The following is a 16,739-nucleotide window of genomic DNA, read 5'->3' as shown; positions in this document are numbered from 1 at the left end:
GTACGGTTCTGTGAGAGGTTTAGGGGTGCAATTCCCCTTTACCTACTCGACCTTTATAATTAATTCAGTATTTTATTTATCAAGTCGCTTAATATTTATAAATGGACTCACCAATAAATACCAGAAACTCTGTTTTTTAGAACCTTCAAATTCAATCAATCCATATTTTATTTTATCAACAGGTAATTCTTTAAAGGTGCCAAATAGTTTGTCCCAAAAAATGAATACGTTTCCATAATTAGAATCAGTATATTCTTGTTCTTGGTGATGGTGCACTTTATGAAAATTTGGGGTGACAAAAATCTTTCCAAAAAACGAATCTATCCAAGTAGGAAATCTAAAACTGCTATGGTGAGCAACAAATAACGGCATATAAATAATCCAGCGAAGCACGATGATATTGATATCCAAGCCAAATATAATTCCTGCGATTATAACTGAAGCATTATCCAAGAAGACATCAAATGGGTGCGCTCTAAATGAAGTTGAACTATCCATTTTAGTATCGCTGTGATGAACTCTGTGTAAACGCCAAAATAAATGCCATTTGTGATAAAGACGATGTGTCCAATAGCCTACAAAATCTATTATTATAATTCCAATAAGAATTTTCAATATGTAGGGTAATTCAATTTGATTGAGCAAACCAATTTTATTCTCAACCACCCAATCAAAAATAAAGACAAAAACAGAGGCTAATAGAATATTCAAAATTAGATAACCTGCCTGTAAAATAACGCTATGAAAAAGGTGTACGCTGTTTTTTTTAATAGCCGAGCCATTTTCCGATAATTGCTCTATAGTAAAAAAAATTGCAAGTAATATCACGAACATTTTATCAGTATCGATACTTGTTAGGCTTTCAATAATATTGTTCATTTATGTTAGTTTTATGTTTTGGTCGCATGACACACAACGTTCTTACGGATATGAAATCGTTTTAATGTTTTATATCCGACGTTAAACGAAGGTAGCTGAAATTTTTTACAAAGTCAAGTAATTAACTAAATCGCTATTAAGATTTGTAGTTGGGTAATACCAGTTAGTTTAAGTGATAATTGCTTTATGATAATAGATGTATAAAAAAGCAAGATTATTTACTTGTTTAAATCATAGAAATCCCTAACACACATGCATGCAAAGTAGGCTCTTTATTTGCTAACTTAATTTTTTAAATTGAAAGTTATTTTGTTTTTGGGGAGATTCGTTTAACGGTCTTGTGTATGAAACGTAGCATATAAATAAACGCTAATTTTTCGGATTTAGCACGAGCCAAATTTTTAATTTTTATGTTTAATTTTCTTTTATAAATATAACCAAATTAAAAATTTGGCGTACTTTGTAAATACACAAAAACCTTTATGAAAGCCTGTAATATCTATGTTTTATACACGTCTTAAGTTTACAATCTATTAAATTAGCTAAATAAACAGAAAAGACAAAAGAGAGGAGTAAGGTTAATATACACGCAGAGACTTTAGATCTCGTCAACATTGAAAATCCCCTCTCTTTTCTACACGATTTGGCAAAATTGTAATCGCCTTTTTTCAGTCGAGGAACAGAAGTTTTTGAAATTCCGTATGCAATCAACAAATCATAGATAAATTCTTCTTTTGAGAACTTGTCTATTAAGTATTGAACGTTAGTTTTTATTTCGGTTGATTTCATCTGTCTTTTTTATTCTTTTTCAAAGGTCATATGGAACATAAATGTTTCATTAGAGTTCTAATTTCTTTAAATGACGCATTATTTCACGTAAAACAGTTTCAAAGTCTGGCAAATCTTGAATTTGGTCTGCCATAGATTTTTCCCAACGTCCTTTGTACTGTGGTAACCTTTGTTCTAGTTTGGTGTGAAACTCTGTTGGGTCAATGTCTTTACTTTCACATTTTTGTCTAAATTCTGTGATGTAAAAATCAATATCCATATTGTGTATTTCCAATAAATACCAAATGTCATAAAAATCACGAGCTTGCATTCTTTGCATTACAAAGCGTAGTTTTTCAACCAATACTTCTTCTAATGAATGGCAGAGTAGTTGGTGTTCTTCTTGGTCAGTATAGTCAATAAATGCATTATTTAAAATAGGTTCAAAAACTAATTTTTCACTTCTGGAAATATCAACTTTCACTTTTTTGTTTGCACCCAAACCACCAAGTGGACCAACATAACTGATATAAAAATTAATTCCACCATCTTGATGTTCGAGCCTGTCCCGATGGCTTTCGGGATCAATAATTTCAAGCGAAATATTTGCTTCTTCTTTTATATATTCAAAGACTTCTGTAAACCATTCAAAAATTTGTTCATTGGTTATAGCATCATCCAATAACGTAAAATCTAGGTCTTCTGAAAATCGGTAATCTTTAAAATAGACTTTCTTTAAAACTGTTCCGCCTTTAAAAACTATAGTTTTTGAAAGCGTAGAATGATTTGCTATTCCTTGAAGAATCCAAGAAAGTATATAATCCTTTTCAATTTGTTGGTCTCGAACACCAACGTCACGAGCTTTGTTTTGTATTCCCCCTGGTTTTATCACGTGTAAATGGCAGATTTAATGGTTTCTGTTTCTAAATTTTGTTGAATACTCCAACGACTAATCATATTACCAGATTTTGGCAATTCTGTATCTAAAAGCACGTAAGATGTTGTTTTTAGTTTGTTAAGTTTCGGTATTATATCTGTTTGGATTTCTAGTATTTCTAGTATAAACCCTAATCGTTTGATAACCGCCTGGGATTTAAAGCGTTCGGTATATTCAAGAAGTTTATTAAACTGGATTTTATCTTTTGAAGTGTAAATCGCTCTTGCTATTTCAACAATTCCACCTGCATAATCAGGTTTAAATAAGCAATCAATAAATGTTTTTTCTAAATCTGAACAAAGAACTTTGTGAAAGCTATCAATCCATATTTTTTTAGCACCAAAAAAATGGTTTTTGTTATGGTAAATGAATTGAAAATCAACATTCTTTATTGTAATTATTGATGGTCGAATTTGTTTTTGTACAACAATCTGTTCTTTTAAAGATGGTTGCGTAATTAAATTATGAATTTGTAAGGCAGAGTAATAACCTATATAATGGTTTTCTCCTTTTGTAAGATGTCCAGCAACGATATGCCAATCAGGCATAAAAGATTCCGCATCTTTTTCATAAGGAATGATAAAGTATAAACCTTTTTTTAAACGCATTAAGAGTCCTCTTTTTACCATATCGCTCAATAATTCCTTTAAGGCATTATTGCTAGAATCTGGTAAAGCGTCTTTTGCTTCTGCATAAGCAAAACAATCTTGGTCTAGTTTATTAAAGTAAGTCAGAATATTATTTGATTGTGTGGATATGTTTTTTGTTCTCATAGTTTATGCGTCAGTTTAAAACTGACTACAATGATACAAATAACTATTCGCATAATTTACTTTTTAATGTAGTTAAGTCAGCTTATTGCTGACCAATATGATATGAAACATAATTTGTCGAATTTGGCAGCGTTGGGGAAAGACAAACTCTTTTTATTTTTTGAGGCACGAAAAAAATGAAATGTGCTTGACCGTGCGGTTGGCGTTTCAGCACGAAAATTTACTGTTTTGCTCGATTTTTCGCATTACTTACAATGTTCTTACGGATATGAAATCGTTTTAATACTGAAACAAGTTCAGCACATGTATTTTATGTCCGACGTTACCTGCCTGTCGGCAGGAACGAGGGTAGCTGAAATTTTTTACAAAGTCAAGTAATTAACTAAATCGCTATTAAGATTTGTAGTTGGGTAATACCAGTTAGTTTAAGTGATAATTGCTTTATGATAATAGATGTATAAAAAAGCAAGATTATTTACTTGTTTAAATCATAGAAATCCCTAACACACATGCATGCAAAGTAGGCTCTTTATTTGCTAACTTAATTTTTTAAATTGAAAGTTATTTTGGTTTTGGGGAGGTTCGTTTAACGTTTCGGCTATGGTTAGTTGCGGGAAATCAGTTGTGATTTTCCGACGTACGACGAAGTTAATTAATTCAAACGAATTTCCTGTGAGGAAATTCCGCCTCAATTAATTATACCGTCTTAGCCTTTCGTTATTTTTAGTTTTCAGATATTGCTCCAATCAACAAAATTATTCCCTCATATTCCAAATTTCGTGTATAGGATCTCCTTTACTGGATAACCCCTTGTGATGCCATTTTCCATCAATCAATTCATAATTAAATTTTAAGCTTATTCCAGCTTTGGAATCGTCTCTTGAAAAGAATTCGATGTTCTCAGTATATTCACCATTCATGGTTGTGTACGTTCCTCCACCAGTTCCCATAAATTGTTTTGTTTCTGTATTGTAAGCGATCCATTGAAATCGAGTTCCAGATAAAATTTTCATAGTTTTTCTTGGTCTACTTGTATCACGTAATTCAGTTTTGCCTTCTCTTATTCTACCAGACATTAACCAGGCACCTTGCAATTTTCCTGGCACACCATTATCTATTCTATTCAATTTCATATTACTATCAACAATTTCAATTACATTATCAGTAATAATCACCTTAAAACTTACCTCAGTACCAACACGTTCAGAATTATCTGTATGAAATTCTACTTTTTCTGTCATGATATCTCCTTTTAATTTCCATGTACCACCATTGGAGTGAATAAATTTTCCAGTAGTTGCATTATATGTTGTTAATACTTGATAGCCATTGGCAAAAATAACCACGTTTCTTAATTTGTCTCCATTTTCAGAAGTTGTATAGTTTTCCCAAGCACCAATAACGCTTTGCGCATTAATTCCCAATGACATTATAATGCAAATGAGCAATACAATTTTTTTTTTCATGACTTCATATCTTATTAATTACTGAGAACATAATATTCAACCTGTTTAAAATATTTTTTTAATCGCGTTAAAATAACCTAGTTCTTTTAATATTATAGAATTTGGTCATAATGAAGGCTAATGTTCTTACGGATATGAAACAATGTTTTATATCCGACGTTACCTGCCTGTCGGCAGACAGGAACGAAGGTAGCTGAAATTTTTTACAAAGTCAAGTAATTAACTAAATCGCTATTAAGATTTGTAGTTGGGTAATACCAGTTAGTTTAAGTGATAATTGCTTTATGATAATAGATGTATAAAAAAGCAGGATTATTTACTTGTTTAAATCATAGAAATCCCTAACGTATATACACGCAAAGTAGGCTCTTTATCTTTTGTCTTTTGTGTACTTAGCAGCTTTCCCTTTACTCAAAGCACTATTTATAAACGCTCGCAAATCATCATTCGCGGAAATTAAATCGTCTTTTCTCAAATACATCATGTGTCCACTTCTATAGCCTTTAAATGTAAAACGATCTTTCATTTTTCCGCTAGGATCAATTTGCCACATGGTATATTTTGCTCCAAAATAAGTGGTTGCACCATCATAATATCCAGACTGAATCAATACTTTTAAATACGGATTTTTTGCCATAGCTTGTCTTAAACCATCTCTAACATTATTGTTTTCTCTATTCCAAGGATGTACATCACCAAACATATTGTATTTAACATCCGTTTTAAAATTTAAATGCGCTCTTATATAGTAGTTAATTGCAGGTGTAAAGGCATGGTTCCAAGTGGTTAATTCAGGGCTGTAATCTGGCGAGCTTCCAGCTTCTGTTTTATCAATTCCTAAATATCTAGAATCCAAACGTCCTATAGTTTGCCCAGTTTCATCTCGTAATAATTCTTTCCAAAAGAAACTCGCAGGAACATCTAAATTATGCTGTAAAATAGATTTTTCACTTAATCCTGAGTAGTAAGCCATTTTTTTAGCAGTACTTTGTTTTTCGTTTTCAGAAATAAAACCACCCTTCGCCAATGTCGGCATTAAGGTGTTAATGGCAAAATCTTCAGCTTCTGGTAAAATATCTAATAAATCTTTTTGTTGTAATGCAGGAGGAAGCGCATTTTGATACCAAGCAGCAGCGGTAAAATAAGGCAAGTTTAAAGCGGAATAAACAGGCTGACTAGTGCTATACAATTTGTAATCTGCTGGTGATACTAAAATAACCCCATTTAAATACATCCATTGGTTGTTTTGCAGCTCGTTAGCTAAACCCATAACACGCGTGCCACCATAACTTTCTCCAATAATATATTTAGGCGATTCCCATCTGTTTTTTCTTGTTACAAAGGTGTTTATCCATTCTGCTAAATATTTAATATCGGCATTAATACCAAAAAAGGTTTTACGCTCTGGCAGTTTACCTTCTTTATCTTCAATCATTCTTGAAAACCCTGTGTTTACCGGATTTACATAAACAATATCCGCCACATCAAGTATAGAATTAGGATTGTCTTTAACGCCATAAGGTTGTATTGGATAGCCTTCGTTATCAATATTTAAAATCTTAGGCCCCGTATATGCAATATGCATCCAAACAGAAGCTGATCCAGGACCTCCATTAAACGAAATGACTAAAGGTCTTTTTGCTCTATTTTTCACATTACTACGTTCGTAGTAAGTATAATAAAGTGTTGCAATAGGTTCTCCATTTTCATTCCACACAGGCTGTGTTCCCGTAGTTGCTTTATAAGAAATAGCTGTGTTTTTAATGGTGGCGGTATGATTTGTAACCACCATGGTGTCTTTTGGAATTTTAAGGGTTTGAGAAAATCCAACGAATGATATTAAAAACAAAAGTACTATAAAAAAATGTTTCATATTGAGCAATTAATTTTCTTAAAAGATAAATAAAACGATATGAGTTTAGTGTTAAAACCCTTCAAAAACGCCTAAACCAAATAAAGCAAAATCATATTTCACAGGGTCGTTAGCGTCTAATTTTCGTAAAGCGGTGTCTAATTCTAATAAAGCTTTAGCATCATTTTGTTTACGTTTTAACAAACCTAATTTTCTAGCTACATTGCCAGAATGCACATCTAACGGGCAAGATAATAGGCTAGGAGATATGCTTTTCCATATACCAAAATCTACTCCGGCATTATCATATCGTACCATCCAACGTAAAAACATGTTGATGCGTTTTGCCGCAGAATTTTTCAATGGATCACTAATGTGTTTTTGAGTGCGTTGAATATGTTCAATTTCAAAGAAAACAGATTTAAAATTTGAAATCGAATTTTGAAGTGAATTGGTTTCAGTATGTTTTGCAAAAATAGCTTCTAATCCATTATAATTTGAATAAATATGTTGAAGCGATTTTATAAACTGTGTACAGTCATTACCATTAAAGGTTCTATGAACAAATGGCTGAAGTTTTTCTAAATCGGTTACTTGATGATTCATTACAAAATCAAAAGGGGAGTTATCCAGTAACTCCATTAACCTATTCGCGTTGTTTATAATGCTTTTTCTATTTCCCCAAGCAATAGTGGCGGTAAGAAAACCAGCGATTTCAATATCCTCTTTTTTATTGTATTTATGCGGAATTTGTATGGGGTCACTCTCTATAAATTTGGGGTTATTGTATTGAATAACTTTAGTGTCTAAAAAGTCTTTTAGTTCTGCTTTATTCAAAATAGGTAGCTATTGATTAACAATTAAACCATCAACCATAGTTAACTTTCTGTCAGCCATGTTAGCTAAATCTCCGTTGTGAGTAACAATAACAAAAGTTTGCCCAAATTCATCTCGGAGTTTAAAAAATAGGTTATGTAAATTTTCAGCAGATTCGCTATCTAAATTTCCAGAAGGTTCATCGGCAAAAATTAAATCAGGGTTATTAATTAATGCTCTAGCCACAGCAACACGTTGTTGTTCTCCTCCAGAAAGTTCATTTGGTTTATGGTCAAAGCGATCTGATAATCCCAAAAAATCTAAAAGTTCTTTTGCACGTTTTTCAGCTTCAGTCTTTTTTGTGCCTTTTATAAACGCTGGTAAACAAACATTTTCTATAGCAGTAAACTCAGGCAATAATTGGTGAAATTGGAATATAAATCCAAGATGTTCATTTCTAAATTTTGCTAAGGCTTTGTCTTTAAGCGTATTTATGCTAGTATTATTTATCATTAATTCAAAATCTTCTTTTGAAGAGGCTTTGTCTAGAGTACCTAAAATATGTAATAAAGTTGTTTTTCCAGCACCAGACGCACCAACAATAGAAACGATTTCGCCTTTTTCAATATGGATATCAACACCTTTTAAAACTTGTAAATCGCCGTAATATTTATGAATGTTTTTTGCTTGAATCATCTGTAAAAAATAACAGCTGTGAATTTACTACTTTATACTGTGACGAACAATTATGAACTGTTTTTGTTGCGTAATACATTCTTAGCATCATTGTAGTCTATAAAATAAACTAGCCTTAGCGAGAATGTATTACGTTTTTCCTGATCAAATAAGCTATTCAAACTATCAAAAAAGCTGTCTTTGGAATTATTGGAAAAATTAAAAATCTGGTTTCTGTATAATGCAGTAAATTGGCTACCCGGTGCAAATTCCCAGGTGTAACTAAAATCTAAATTCCAGGTGTTAAAGTTGGCATCAGGATTAAAATCAGCATCTTCACCTATAGTCGTTTTTGTATTTGTATTAGAAACTAAAAGGCTTCCGTTATCTTGTAAATTATATACTTGATTATCGTAAGTTACTCTACTCAAATAGTTTCTAAAACTTAGCGTTAATGCATTTAATGAATTAAAATTGTAATTTCCAGAAATGTTAATTTCTGTTTCAATAAGTTGGCGTTGTCCAAAAATAATTTCGTTTTCAACGTCTTGACCATTTATGTAACCTCTATCTGCTGTATAATTCTTAAAGTCAAATCCTAAAACAACCAAAAATTTATCATTGAATTTAAAACGCGGATTGATGCCATACCACCAATTATTAAAGTTGTGTCTTTCTTTATCGAAGTATAATGCATAACCAAAATTAGCATCAATGGCAAAAAAATTATTATAATTTGATGAAAGAGATAAGTTGGTTTGAGCATAATTTTTAGTTATAAAATAACTATCAAACCCATTTCTGGGCTCAAAATAATCATAGCGCTTACCAATATTCCAATTAGCGTTAGCCCTAAAACTATGAAGATTTTTTGTTGTTGCTCTTACATTAAAACCCGTGTTAGCGCCTGTATATGTATTTGGATTAGCTAATTGGTTGTAATTAAACCAGCTACTCACTCGGAATCTGTTTAGCTTTTCTGTAGGCTCAAAAATCCTATAGCTTATGTTAGCACTATAGTTGCTATAATTGTTTCTAAACTGTATTCCTAAATCATTGATGTTATAATGTTCATCAGCATACCTATAATTAACACTATATCTTAATTTTCCACTATTTTTACCAACACCAACTCTGGCACTATAACCGTTATTTTTATCTTCAACATCATTAAAAGAGCTCATTTTTGCTTCTCCAATAACGCCATAAGTGTTTTTTTTGTTTACGAAATCCAACAATAAGCCTGTAACATTAGCATCTTTAAAACGGCCATATCTAGTCACGTTTGTGTTAATTAATGTCACTGAAGAGTTTTTATTAAACTGTTGGTCTAGCACCATAATATTATAGTTGGCAAGCGGTTCAACTACGGTATCTCTTTTTGATTTTGTAGTAGCTGCGTTGGAAGTATTCTCGTCTATAAGTTCTGTTTGTTCTATAGTTGCTAAAGTTTTTTCAGTAATTGCATTAAAGAAACCAATACCTAAACCTTTTTTTGTTCTACCCGATATTTTTACAGCATTAATCAATTGAACTTTATCGGGGAAATCAACTATTTCCTCATCATCATCAGTTTCGGGAGTTAGTGAAGGCCTATCACCAACACGTCTAGAGTAGAATAAATTTCCTTTGCTAAATAAATCAACACCTTCTGTGAAGAATTGACGTTGTTCTGCGAATTGTTGTTCAAACGGGCTAAGGTTTAATTCAACGTTATCAAATCCAGTTTGACTAAAATCTGGAATTAAAGTGGCGTCCAAAGTTATATTTTCAGTAATCCCATATTTAACATCCAAGCCAGCGGCAAAATCAGTTTCAGCTTCTCCATCATAACTACTTACCAACAGCGATGAATATGGATAGAAACTTAATCTCGTTGGTGGTTTAATATTTTTAAGACCTTTTAATTCAGCATTATATAAACCATCATTGCTTTTAGTAACATCAATTGCATTCCACGTAAATTGATAACTTGATTTTTTAAAATTCCGCTGAAATTGGATGCCCCAAATAGGGTCTGCTTGTTGTGTAAAACGAAGTGCTCTATAAGGTATTTTTACTTCAACAATCCATCCATCATCAACAGCTTTAACGGCGCTTTTCCAAACAGCATTCCATCCAAAGTCCTGACCATTGCTTGGAATCTCAACAGCATCAGCCTGTGTGCCTGTGCTAAATACGTAAAATTGGGTGTTGTTTTGAGCATCGTTATTAGGATTGAATATAATTTTGAAAAAATCAGATTGTCCAAAATTATCACGTTGCGTAAATTGGCGCATTATATCTTCGGGGTTATCATAAAGGTAAGCAGAAATATAAATGGCATTATCATCATAAAGCATTTTAACTTCGGTACGCTTTTCTTCAGTAGGCGATTTTCCCATATCTGGTCTCGATTGAATAAAGTCTGTTGCTATTTGTAAATTACTCCAAACACTTTCATTAATAACACCATCAATGGTTGGTGCTTTTTGTGCTCTTGTTATTTGATATGTTTTTTTGGTTTGAGCTTCTAAAGGCATAACTATACATAAGAATAGTATTAAAACGGATGCATGCTTTATGATTTTTATTTGATGGACGATAGAAGTATGTTTGTTATAATCACTTAACTATAGCAAAACTAAATTTGTTATGTTTTATTATTCATAATAAAAAGTTAAAAATTTTTAGCACTTATTAAATTGTAGGTATTCAAAATTAATTTTAATTACCTTTAATTTTAAAATTACAGACTATTATGCCATACAAGAGTTTTGAAGAATATAACATGAAAGTTACAGAAGATGTTAAAAATAGATATAAGAATATTATTAAAGATTTAGGTGAAGACACCAAGCGAGATGGTCTTATAAAAACACCAGAACGCGCAGCCAAAGCTATGCAGTTTTTAACACAAGGTTATAATCAAGATCCTGTTGAAATTCTTAAAGGCGCTATGTTTAAAGAGTCTTATAATGAAATGGTTATTGTAAAGGACATTGAGTTATACTCACTTTGCGAACACCATATTTTACCATTTTTTGGAAAGGCTCACATAGCTTATATTCCTAATGGGCAAATTGTAGGACTGAGCAAATTAGCAAGAATTGTAGATGTTTTCGCAAGGCGTTTACAAGTACAAGAGCGATTAACAGAACAAGTTTTAGATTGTATAAATGACACTTTGAAGCCTCAAGGGGTTGCCGTAGTTATTGAAGCGTCGCACATGTGTATGATGATGCGTGGGGTACAAAAACAAAACTCTATAACCACGACTTCTGGGTTTAGAGGGCAGTTTGAAAAGATTGAAACCAGAAACGAATTTTTAAAGCTTATTGGAAAATAATACTAAATACACCTTAAAATAACCGATTAGATTAGTTTCTATTTGCTTTATATTTCAATCTAATATATCATTATTGTCCGATAAAAGAATCAAGACCGCTGATAGAATATAGAATCAAGACTTGATTTTAACGCATTGATAATCAATTTACAATAGATTTGTCATTTCAGAAAGCTTTTGATTTTTTACTTGTTGTAAAAGTAAGGGGCATATCTCAAAAAAATCTTTTAGCCTATACCCAATCTATCGTTCGGACTATCTTACAAATTTTAATCGGACATCATTGAATTCGAATATAGTATCAATCATTTTAAAATTCATTTGGTATTATTTGGTATGTTTCTTGTTATATTTTATTAGATTAAACAACTATTAAAATAAACAACAATGAATTTAGAAAACTTAAGTAAACATAAAAAACTCGCATTAAGTATCGTGTTTGATGCTATTGGTATGCTTACTATATTCGATATTATTTGGGCACCAGCATCAGGTTATTTAATGAGCAAAATGTATAAAGGGACAAGAGGTAAAGTTGCCGGTGTGGTGTCTTTTATTGAAGAAATTATTCCAGGATTCGATATTATTCCAACCTTTACTATTATGTGGTTTTTAACCTATGTGTTTCAAAAAGAAGAGAAAGTGGTAGACGTTTAAATTTGATTTTTGCAAACGTTTTAATTTAATTCTTCCTCTAATAAATTAATTAAATCAATTTCAGCTTGCTAATACAATCCGTCTTTTTCTACTCCAATTTTTATCATTTTACTTTAAATAATTATGAAGTCATATTAATTGTTCAGGCATCATTGTTTAAAACGGTTTTTTTTCGCACTAACCTTTAAATTTTATTAATTCTTTTGTTTTAGCACTTACGCGCTATTTTTTATTTCCATTTATTGTAGGTTGACTTTTCCGTAATATTTTTTCCGTAACCAAAAGGAAACGCGAACCAATAAAATCAAAGCAGGCACTTCAACTAATGGACCAATGACTCCTGCAAATGCTTGTCCTGAATTCAGTCCGAAAACTGCAATCGCTACTGCAATTGCCAATTCAAAATTATTTCCTGCTGCCGTAAAAGCTACTGCCGCTGTCTTATCGTATTCAGCTCCTGTTGCTTTGGTAACGAAAAATCCGATAATAAACATTAATGTAAAATAGATCAATAAAGGAACGGCAATAATCAGAACATCCATTGGAATTTCCACAATCAATTCTCCTTTTAGCGAGAACATAACCACAATTGTAAATAAAAGTGCAATTAAAGTTATTGGCGAAATAGTCGGAATAAATTTCTTTGTGTACCATTCTTCGCCTTTTAATTTTACTAAAATTAGTCTGCTTAAAATTCCCATTACAAAAGGAATACCTAAATAAATAGCTACACTTTCTGCAATTGTTCCAATGGAAAAATCTACTATAGCACCATCAAATCCAAAATAGGGTGGAAGTACCGTTATAAAAATCCACGCATAAAAACTGTATGCAAACACTTGAAAAATGCTGTTTAATGCAACCAAGCCTGCTCCATATTCGCTACTTCCTTCTGCGAGGTCGTTCCATACCAAAACCATGGCAATACAACGTGCCAAACCAATCAAAATTAATCCGACCATATATTCGGGATAATCGCGTAAAAAGGTAATGGCTAATACAAACATTAAAACTGGACCAATTATCCAATTTAGAATAAGTGAAATAGATAAGATTTTTGTGTTTCTAAAAACTTTTGGTAAGAGCGCATAATTGACTTTTGCCAAAGGTGGATACATCATTAATATTAAACCGATTGCAATGGGGATATTGGTTGTTCCGCTACTAAATGAGTCTATGATATTTGGAAACGTTGGGATAAAATACCCAAGTCCAACTCCAACAGCCATTGCTAAAAATATCCAGAGGGTTAAGTAATTGTCAAGAAAACTTAATTTTTTTTTATTTGATGCCATTTTATTTATTGGTTTGGTTTTTGATTGAAAAAAACATAAAAAGAAATCCTAAAACTCCCGAAATCATTAGGTATAACCAATTGTTTCCTTGTCCTATATCAAAGCGTTTGAATGTTACAATAGAGATGATTCCTATCATTATCATTAGAGAGAGATATATATTTCTCCCCATATCTTATTTGATATTTATTTTTGAAAAAATATATTTCATTTCTGTTGCAATTTGAAGGCTTCTTTCCTTATATTTTTCAGCCTGTTGAGGTGTGTTGTCAAATACTTTTGGGTCTTCAAAAGTTATTGGAATGCGTTTTTCTGCACCCGGAACAAATGGACACGCTTCATTCGCTGAATCGCATGTCATAATTGCTGCAAATTCAGATTTTGGGTTAAAATCATCATCTAATTTTTTAGAAAACCCGATAATTGGATGCGCGTTATCTGCATATTTAATGCTGTAAACAGGGTTGTTTCCTTCTGAAATCATTTTTATCTGAAAACCTGAATTTTGCAAAGTATTTGCAACCATCGGAAACAAGGCTGTAGCTTCTGTTCCGCCAGAATAACAAAACACATTTTTAATATTAAAATAGTTAGCCATTGTTTGTGCCCACACTTGTGATAAATGACTTCTTCGTGAATTGTGAGTACAGATAAAGTTGATTCGAATTTCTTGATGAATTGAGGCTTTTGACTGAATAAAATCAGTTAGCGGTTGTAAAATTGCTTTACGTTCATCTGAAATAGATTGAGGATTTAATTCCTTAATTAATTTTTCTATTTGTGAAAATAGGGTGGATTGTGCTGTTGTCATTTTTTTGAAGTTTATATTTTTTAACAACAATTTCCATCTGGTGAACAACAAGGTTCATCATTCAAATCAGACAATTTTACTTTGGATTTTTCTGTTGGTATTCCACATTGGTCTTTTGCTAAACAATCGGTTTGTTTAGAAGTCAGTAAGAAATTTTTTCCGTCAAAATCAAGTCCGAATTTTCCAATCGTTTGCAAACTATTGTTAGTTTGATTTTTTTGTGTTTGCGAATCTTCGATTTCTGCTTGATATTCTACTTCGATTTCTAAATCTTCTATTTTTAAAACCTTTTCAGAAAGTTGGATGATATTCAATAGCTTTTCTGGATGCAACCTATGGTCATAGTCGTTTGCATCCCAAAGTTGAAAGTTTACTACTTCTTCATTTCTTACAATTCCACCACAATCAATAAAATGTTTTGTGATTTTACCAACTTCTGTAACGTGGAAGTGATTGGGCACTAAATTGCCATCAGGTAATTGAAATCCTATAGTTTTCAATTCTTTTAATGCTGATTTTGCTTGTGATAACTTCATAACTATATTTGTTTATTGCGATTATGCGATTAATGTATTCAAATTTTTTTAACAGCAATCTTGCTTTTTAGTTAGGTCTTGATTAAGAAATTCTGTCATTACCGTTTTCATTGCTGTCCAATTTTCTTTATGGATGCAGTAGCAAACACTTGTACCTTCCACATTTCCCTTTATTAAACCTAAATGTTTCAGTTCTTTTAAATGTTGTGAAATCGTAGGTTGCGCTAATCCAATTTCGTTAACTAAATCTCCACAAACACAAGAATCAATTTCAAACAAGTGCTGTAAAATTGAGACTCTCGCAGGATGCCCAAAAACTTTCGCAAAAAGCGCAATTTCATTTTGTTGGTCGGTAAACATTTCGGTTTTAGCTAATCCCATTTTATCTTTTATTAGTTCATTGCAATATTACGATTAATAGTAGCATTAAAAAAATAATTCTTTGCTTTTTTAATAATAATTATCTTCTTTTTGTGTTGCTAAACATAATTTTTATATGACATTACTTTTTATAACCATTAGCTTTTCTCTTGTCATTTCTTGCATTGAGTATTGAATACCTCCCATCCCGAAACCAGATGCATCTCTACCACCAAAAGGCATCCAATCTACCCGAAAGGCCGTATGGTCGTTAACCATTACAGCTGTGGCGTTTAATTTTTTGACACAGTCTAAAGCGACATCTAAATTTTTTGTAAAAACTGCTGCTTGAAAATGAACATCTAAACTGTTGGCAATTTTAATTGCTTTGTCTCTATCGTCGTATGAATACACACAAACTACAGGGCCAAAAATTTCTAATGTAGAAACTTTTGCATTTAATGGCGGATTTAACAATACTGTAGGTTCATAACAGGTGTCTGATATTCTTTTTCCTCCAGTTAACACTTTTGCTCCTCCTAGTACAGCTTCATTTACCCATTCTTCTACGCGATTTACTTCTCTTGGTAAAATTAGTGGTCCAACTTCTGTTGATGAATCCATTGGATTACCAACTACTAATTTACTCGCCATTTCAGCTAATTTATTAGCAACATCCTCGCAAATTGATTCATGAACAAAAACACGTTGCACCGAAACACAAACTTGTCCTGCATGATAAAAACCACCTTTTAATAATGATGGTAACAATTCACTTAAATCTGCATCCTTTTCAACAATCACTGGTGCTGCTCCACCATGTTCTAAAGCGCACCTTGTACCTGGTGCTAATTTTGATTTTAAATACCAGCCTACTTTTGAAGAGCCTATAAAAGAGAAATAATTAATTCGCTTATCAGTAACTAAAACTTCAGCAGCTTCATTTTCACAAATTATGGCTTGGCACCAACCATCTGGCAAGCCAGCTTCTTTCAATATATCCACTAAAGCTAAACAAGATAAAGGCGTTGTAAGTGCGGGTTTAATAATAACTGGGCAACCAGCTGCAATAGCTGTTATTACTTGATGAACAATTAAATTTAAAGGATGATTAAAAGCACTTATAGAACTGACGACTCCAATTGGTTCGCGAGTAGTAAAACCCAAACGATTTTCTGAGGCTTTTGTTAATCCCATCGGGATTTGTTCTCCTTTTAATTGTCCAATATGTTCTGAAGCAATTTGCACACCATTAATGGCTCTTAATACTTCAATTTTAGAATCTACTAAAGGTTTCCCGCCTTCTTGCGTTGCAGTTTTAGTTAATTCATCAATTCTGGTTTCCATAATGGCAGCTGCTCTTTTTAAAATTGCAATACGCTTATGCGGAACTATCCATTTAGATTGATTTTGAAATAAGTCGTAAGCTGTTGAAAGTGCTTTTTCAACTTCAACTTTTCCAACTAAAGGAATTTCCTTGATGAGACTTAAATTGTAAGGTGATTTTATTTGTAACATAATTAATATTTTTTAGCAGTTTGTAGAAAACAAATTATTAGAAAATTGTTTAGTATATATTTGGTTCT

General features: G+C 32.1%; 15 protein-coding genes. 2 read left to right on the top strand and 13 right to left on the bottom strand.

Translation table 11 applies throughout. The annotated features are described in order from the left end of the window. Positions 1-72: 72 nt before the first annotated feature. From AAC024_RS10635 to AAC024_RS10600, 8 genes are all read right to left on the bottom strand, one after another. Positions 73-879 (bottom strand): sterol desaturase family protein, encoded by an 807-nt coding sequence (locus tag AAC024_RS10635; RefSeq protein ID WP_339895369.1) that lies wholly within the window; start codon positions 877-879, stop codon positions 73-75. 838 nt (positions 880-1,717) lie between these two features. Then, positions 1,718-2,539, bottom strand: coding sequence for a nucleotidyl transferase AbiEii/AbiGii toxin family protein (locus AAC024_RS10630; protein WP_339895368.1), 822 nt, complete (start codon positions 2,537-2,539; stop codon positions 1,718-1,720). Beyond that, positions 2,536-3,357 (bottom strand): transcriptional regulator, encoded by an 822-nt coding sequence (locus tag AAC024_RS10625; protein ID WP_339895367.1) that lies wholly within the window; start codon positions 3,355-3,357, stop codon positions 2,536-2,538. Before AAC024_RS10625 ends, AAC024_RS10630 begins: the two co-directional genes overlap by 4 nt. A gap of 755 nt (positions 3,358-4,112) precedes the next feature. Continuing rightward, on the bottom strand, positions 4,113-4,823 hold the full coding sequence (locus AAC024_RS10620; protein ID WP_339895366.1) for a membrane or secreted protein: 711 nt from the start codon (positions 4,821-4,823) through the stop codon (positions 4,113-4,115). A 370-nt stretch (positions 4,824-5,193) separates the two neighbouring features. Beyond that, a complete protein-coding gene (locus AAC024_RS10615) occupies positions 5,194-6,696 on the bottom strand; it encodes a carboxypeptidase (RefSeq protein WP_339895365.1) in 1,503 nt (500 codons plus the stop codon). 51 nt (positions 6,697-6,747) lie between these two features. Continuing rightward, positions 6,748-7,512 carry a TIGR02757 family protein gene (locus AAC024_RS10610; RefSeq protein ID WP_339895364.1) on the bottom strand — a complete coding sequence of 255 codons (765 nt, stop codon included), beginning with the start codon at positions 7,510-7,512 and terminating at the stop codon, positions 6,748-6,750. 9 nt (positions 7,513-7,521) lie between these two features. Then, on the bottom strand, positions 7,522-8,187 hold the full coding sequence (locus AAC024_RS10605) for an ABC transporter ATP-binding protein (protein WP_339895363.1): 666 nt from the start codon (positions 8,185-8,187) through the stop codon (positions 7,522-7,524). 50 nt (positions 8,188-8,237) lie between these two features. Further along, positions 8,238-10,688: a DUF5916 domain-containing protein gene (locus tag AAC024_RS10600; protein ID WP_339895362.1), complete on the bottom strand. Its 2,451-nt coding sequence runs from the start codon at positions 10,686-10,688 to the stop codon at positions 8,238-8,240. 218 nt (positions 10,689-10,906) lie between these two features. Between AAC024_RS10600 and folE the strand changes: the two genes are divergently transcribed. Together folE and AAC024_RS10590 are read left to right on the top strand one after the other, a co-directional pair. Then, positions 10,907-11,494 (top strand): GTP cyclohydrolase I FolE, encoded by a 588-nt coding sequence (gene folE / locus AAC024_RS10595; protein ID WP_339895361.1) that lies wholly within the window; start codon positions 10,907-10,909, stop codon positions 11,492-11,494. Between the two features lie 387 nt (positions 11,495-11,881). Beyond that, a complete protein-coding gene (locus AAC024_RS10590) occupies positions 11,882-12,151 on the top strand; it encodes a hypothetical protein (protein ID WP_339895360.1) in 270 nt (89 codons plus the stop codon). Between the two features lie 239 nt (positions 12,152-12,390). Here AAC024_RS10590 and arsB read toward each other — a convergent pair whose 3' ends face one another. The 5 genes from arsB to AAC024_RS10565 form a co-directional block, all read right to left on the bottom strand. Continuing rightward, positions 12,391-13,446, bottom strand: coding sequence for an ACR3 family arsenite efflux transporter (gene arsB, locus AAC024_RS10585; RefSeq protein WP_339895359.1), 1,056 nt, complete (start codon positions 13,444-13,446; stop codon positions 12,391-12,393). A gap of 175 nt (positions 13,447-13,621) precedes the next feature. After that, positions 13,622-14,257: a protein-tyrosine-phosphatase gene (locus AAC024_RS10580; RefSeq protein WP_339895358.1), complete on the bottom strand. Its 636-nt coding sequence runs from the start codon at positions 14,255-14,257 to the stop codon at positions 13,622-13,624. Between the two features lie 20 nt (positions 14,258-14,277). After that, complete coding sequence (locus AAC024_RS10575; protein ID WP_339895357.1) at positions 14,278-14,793, bottom strand: DUF6428 family protein; 516 nt, start codon at positions 14,791-14,793, stop codon at positions 14,278-14,280. 48 nt (positions 14,794-14,841) lie between these two features. Beyond that, the gene (locus AAC024_RS10570; RefSeq protein ID WP_339895356.1) at positions 14,842-15,174 is read right to left on the bottom strand and encodes a metalloregulator ArsR/SmtB family transcription factor; all 333 of its coding nucleotides are present in this window, start codon (positions 15,172-15,174) and stop codon (positions 14,842-14,844) included. A 111-nt stretch (positions 15,175-15,285) separates the two neighbouring features. Further along, positions 15,286-16,671, bottom strand: a complete 1,386-nt coding sequence (locus AAC024_RS10565; RefSeq protein WP_339895355.1) for an aldehyde dehydrogenase family protein — start codon at positions 16,669-16,671, stop codon at positions 15,286-15,288. Between the last annotated feature and the right edge of the window lie 68 nt (positions 16,672-16,739).

It is taken from the genome of uncultured Algibacter sp. (assembly GCF_963976535.1).
Classification (GTDB): domain Bacteria; phylum Bacteroidota; class Bacteroidia; order Flavobacteriales; family Flavobacteriaceae; genus Algibacter_B.
Note: the sequence above shows the minus strand (reverse complement) of the source record. Positions and strands in the feature narration are given on the sequence as shown.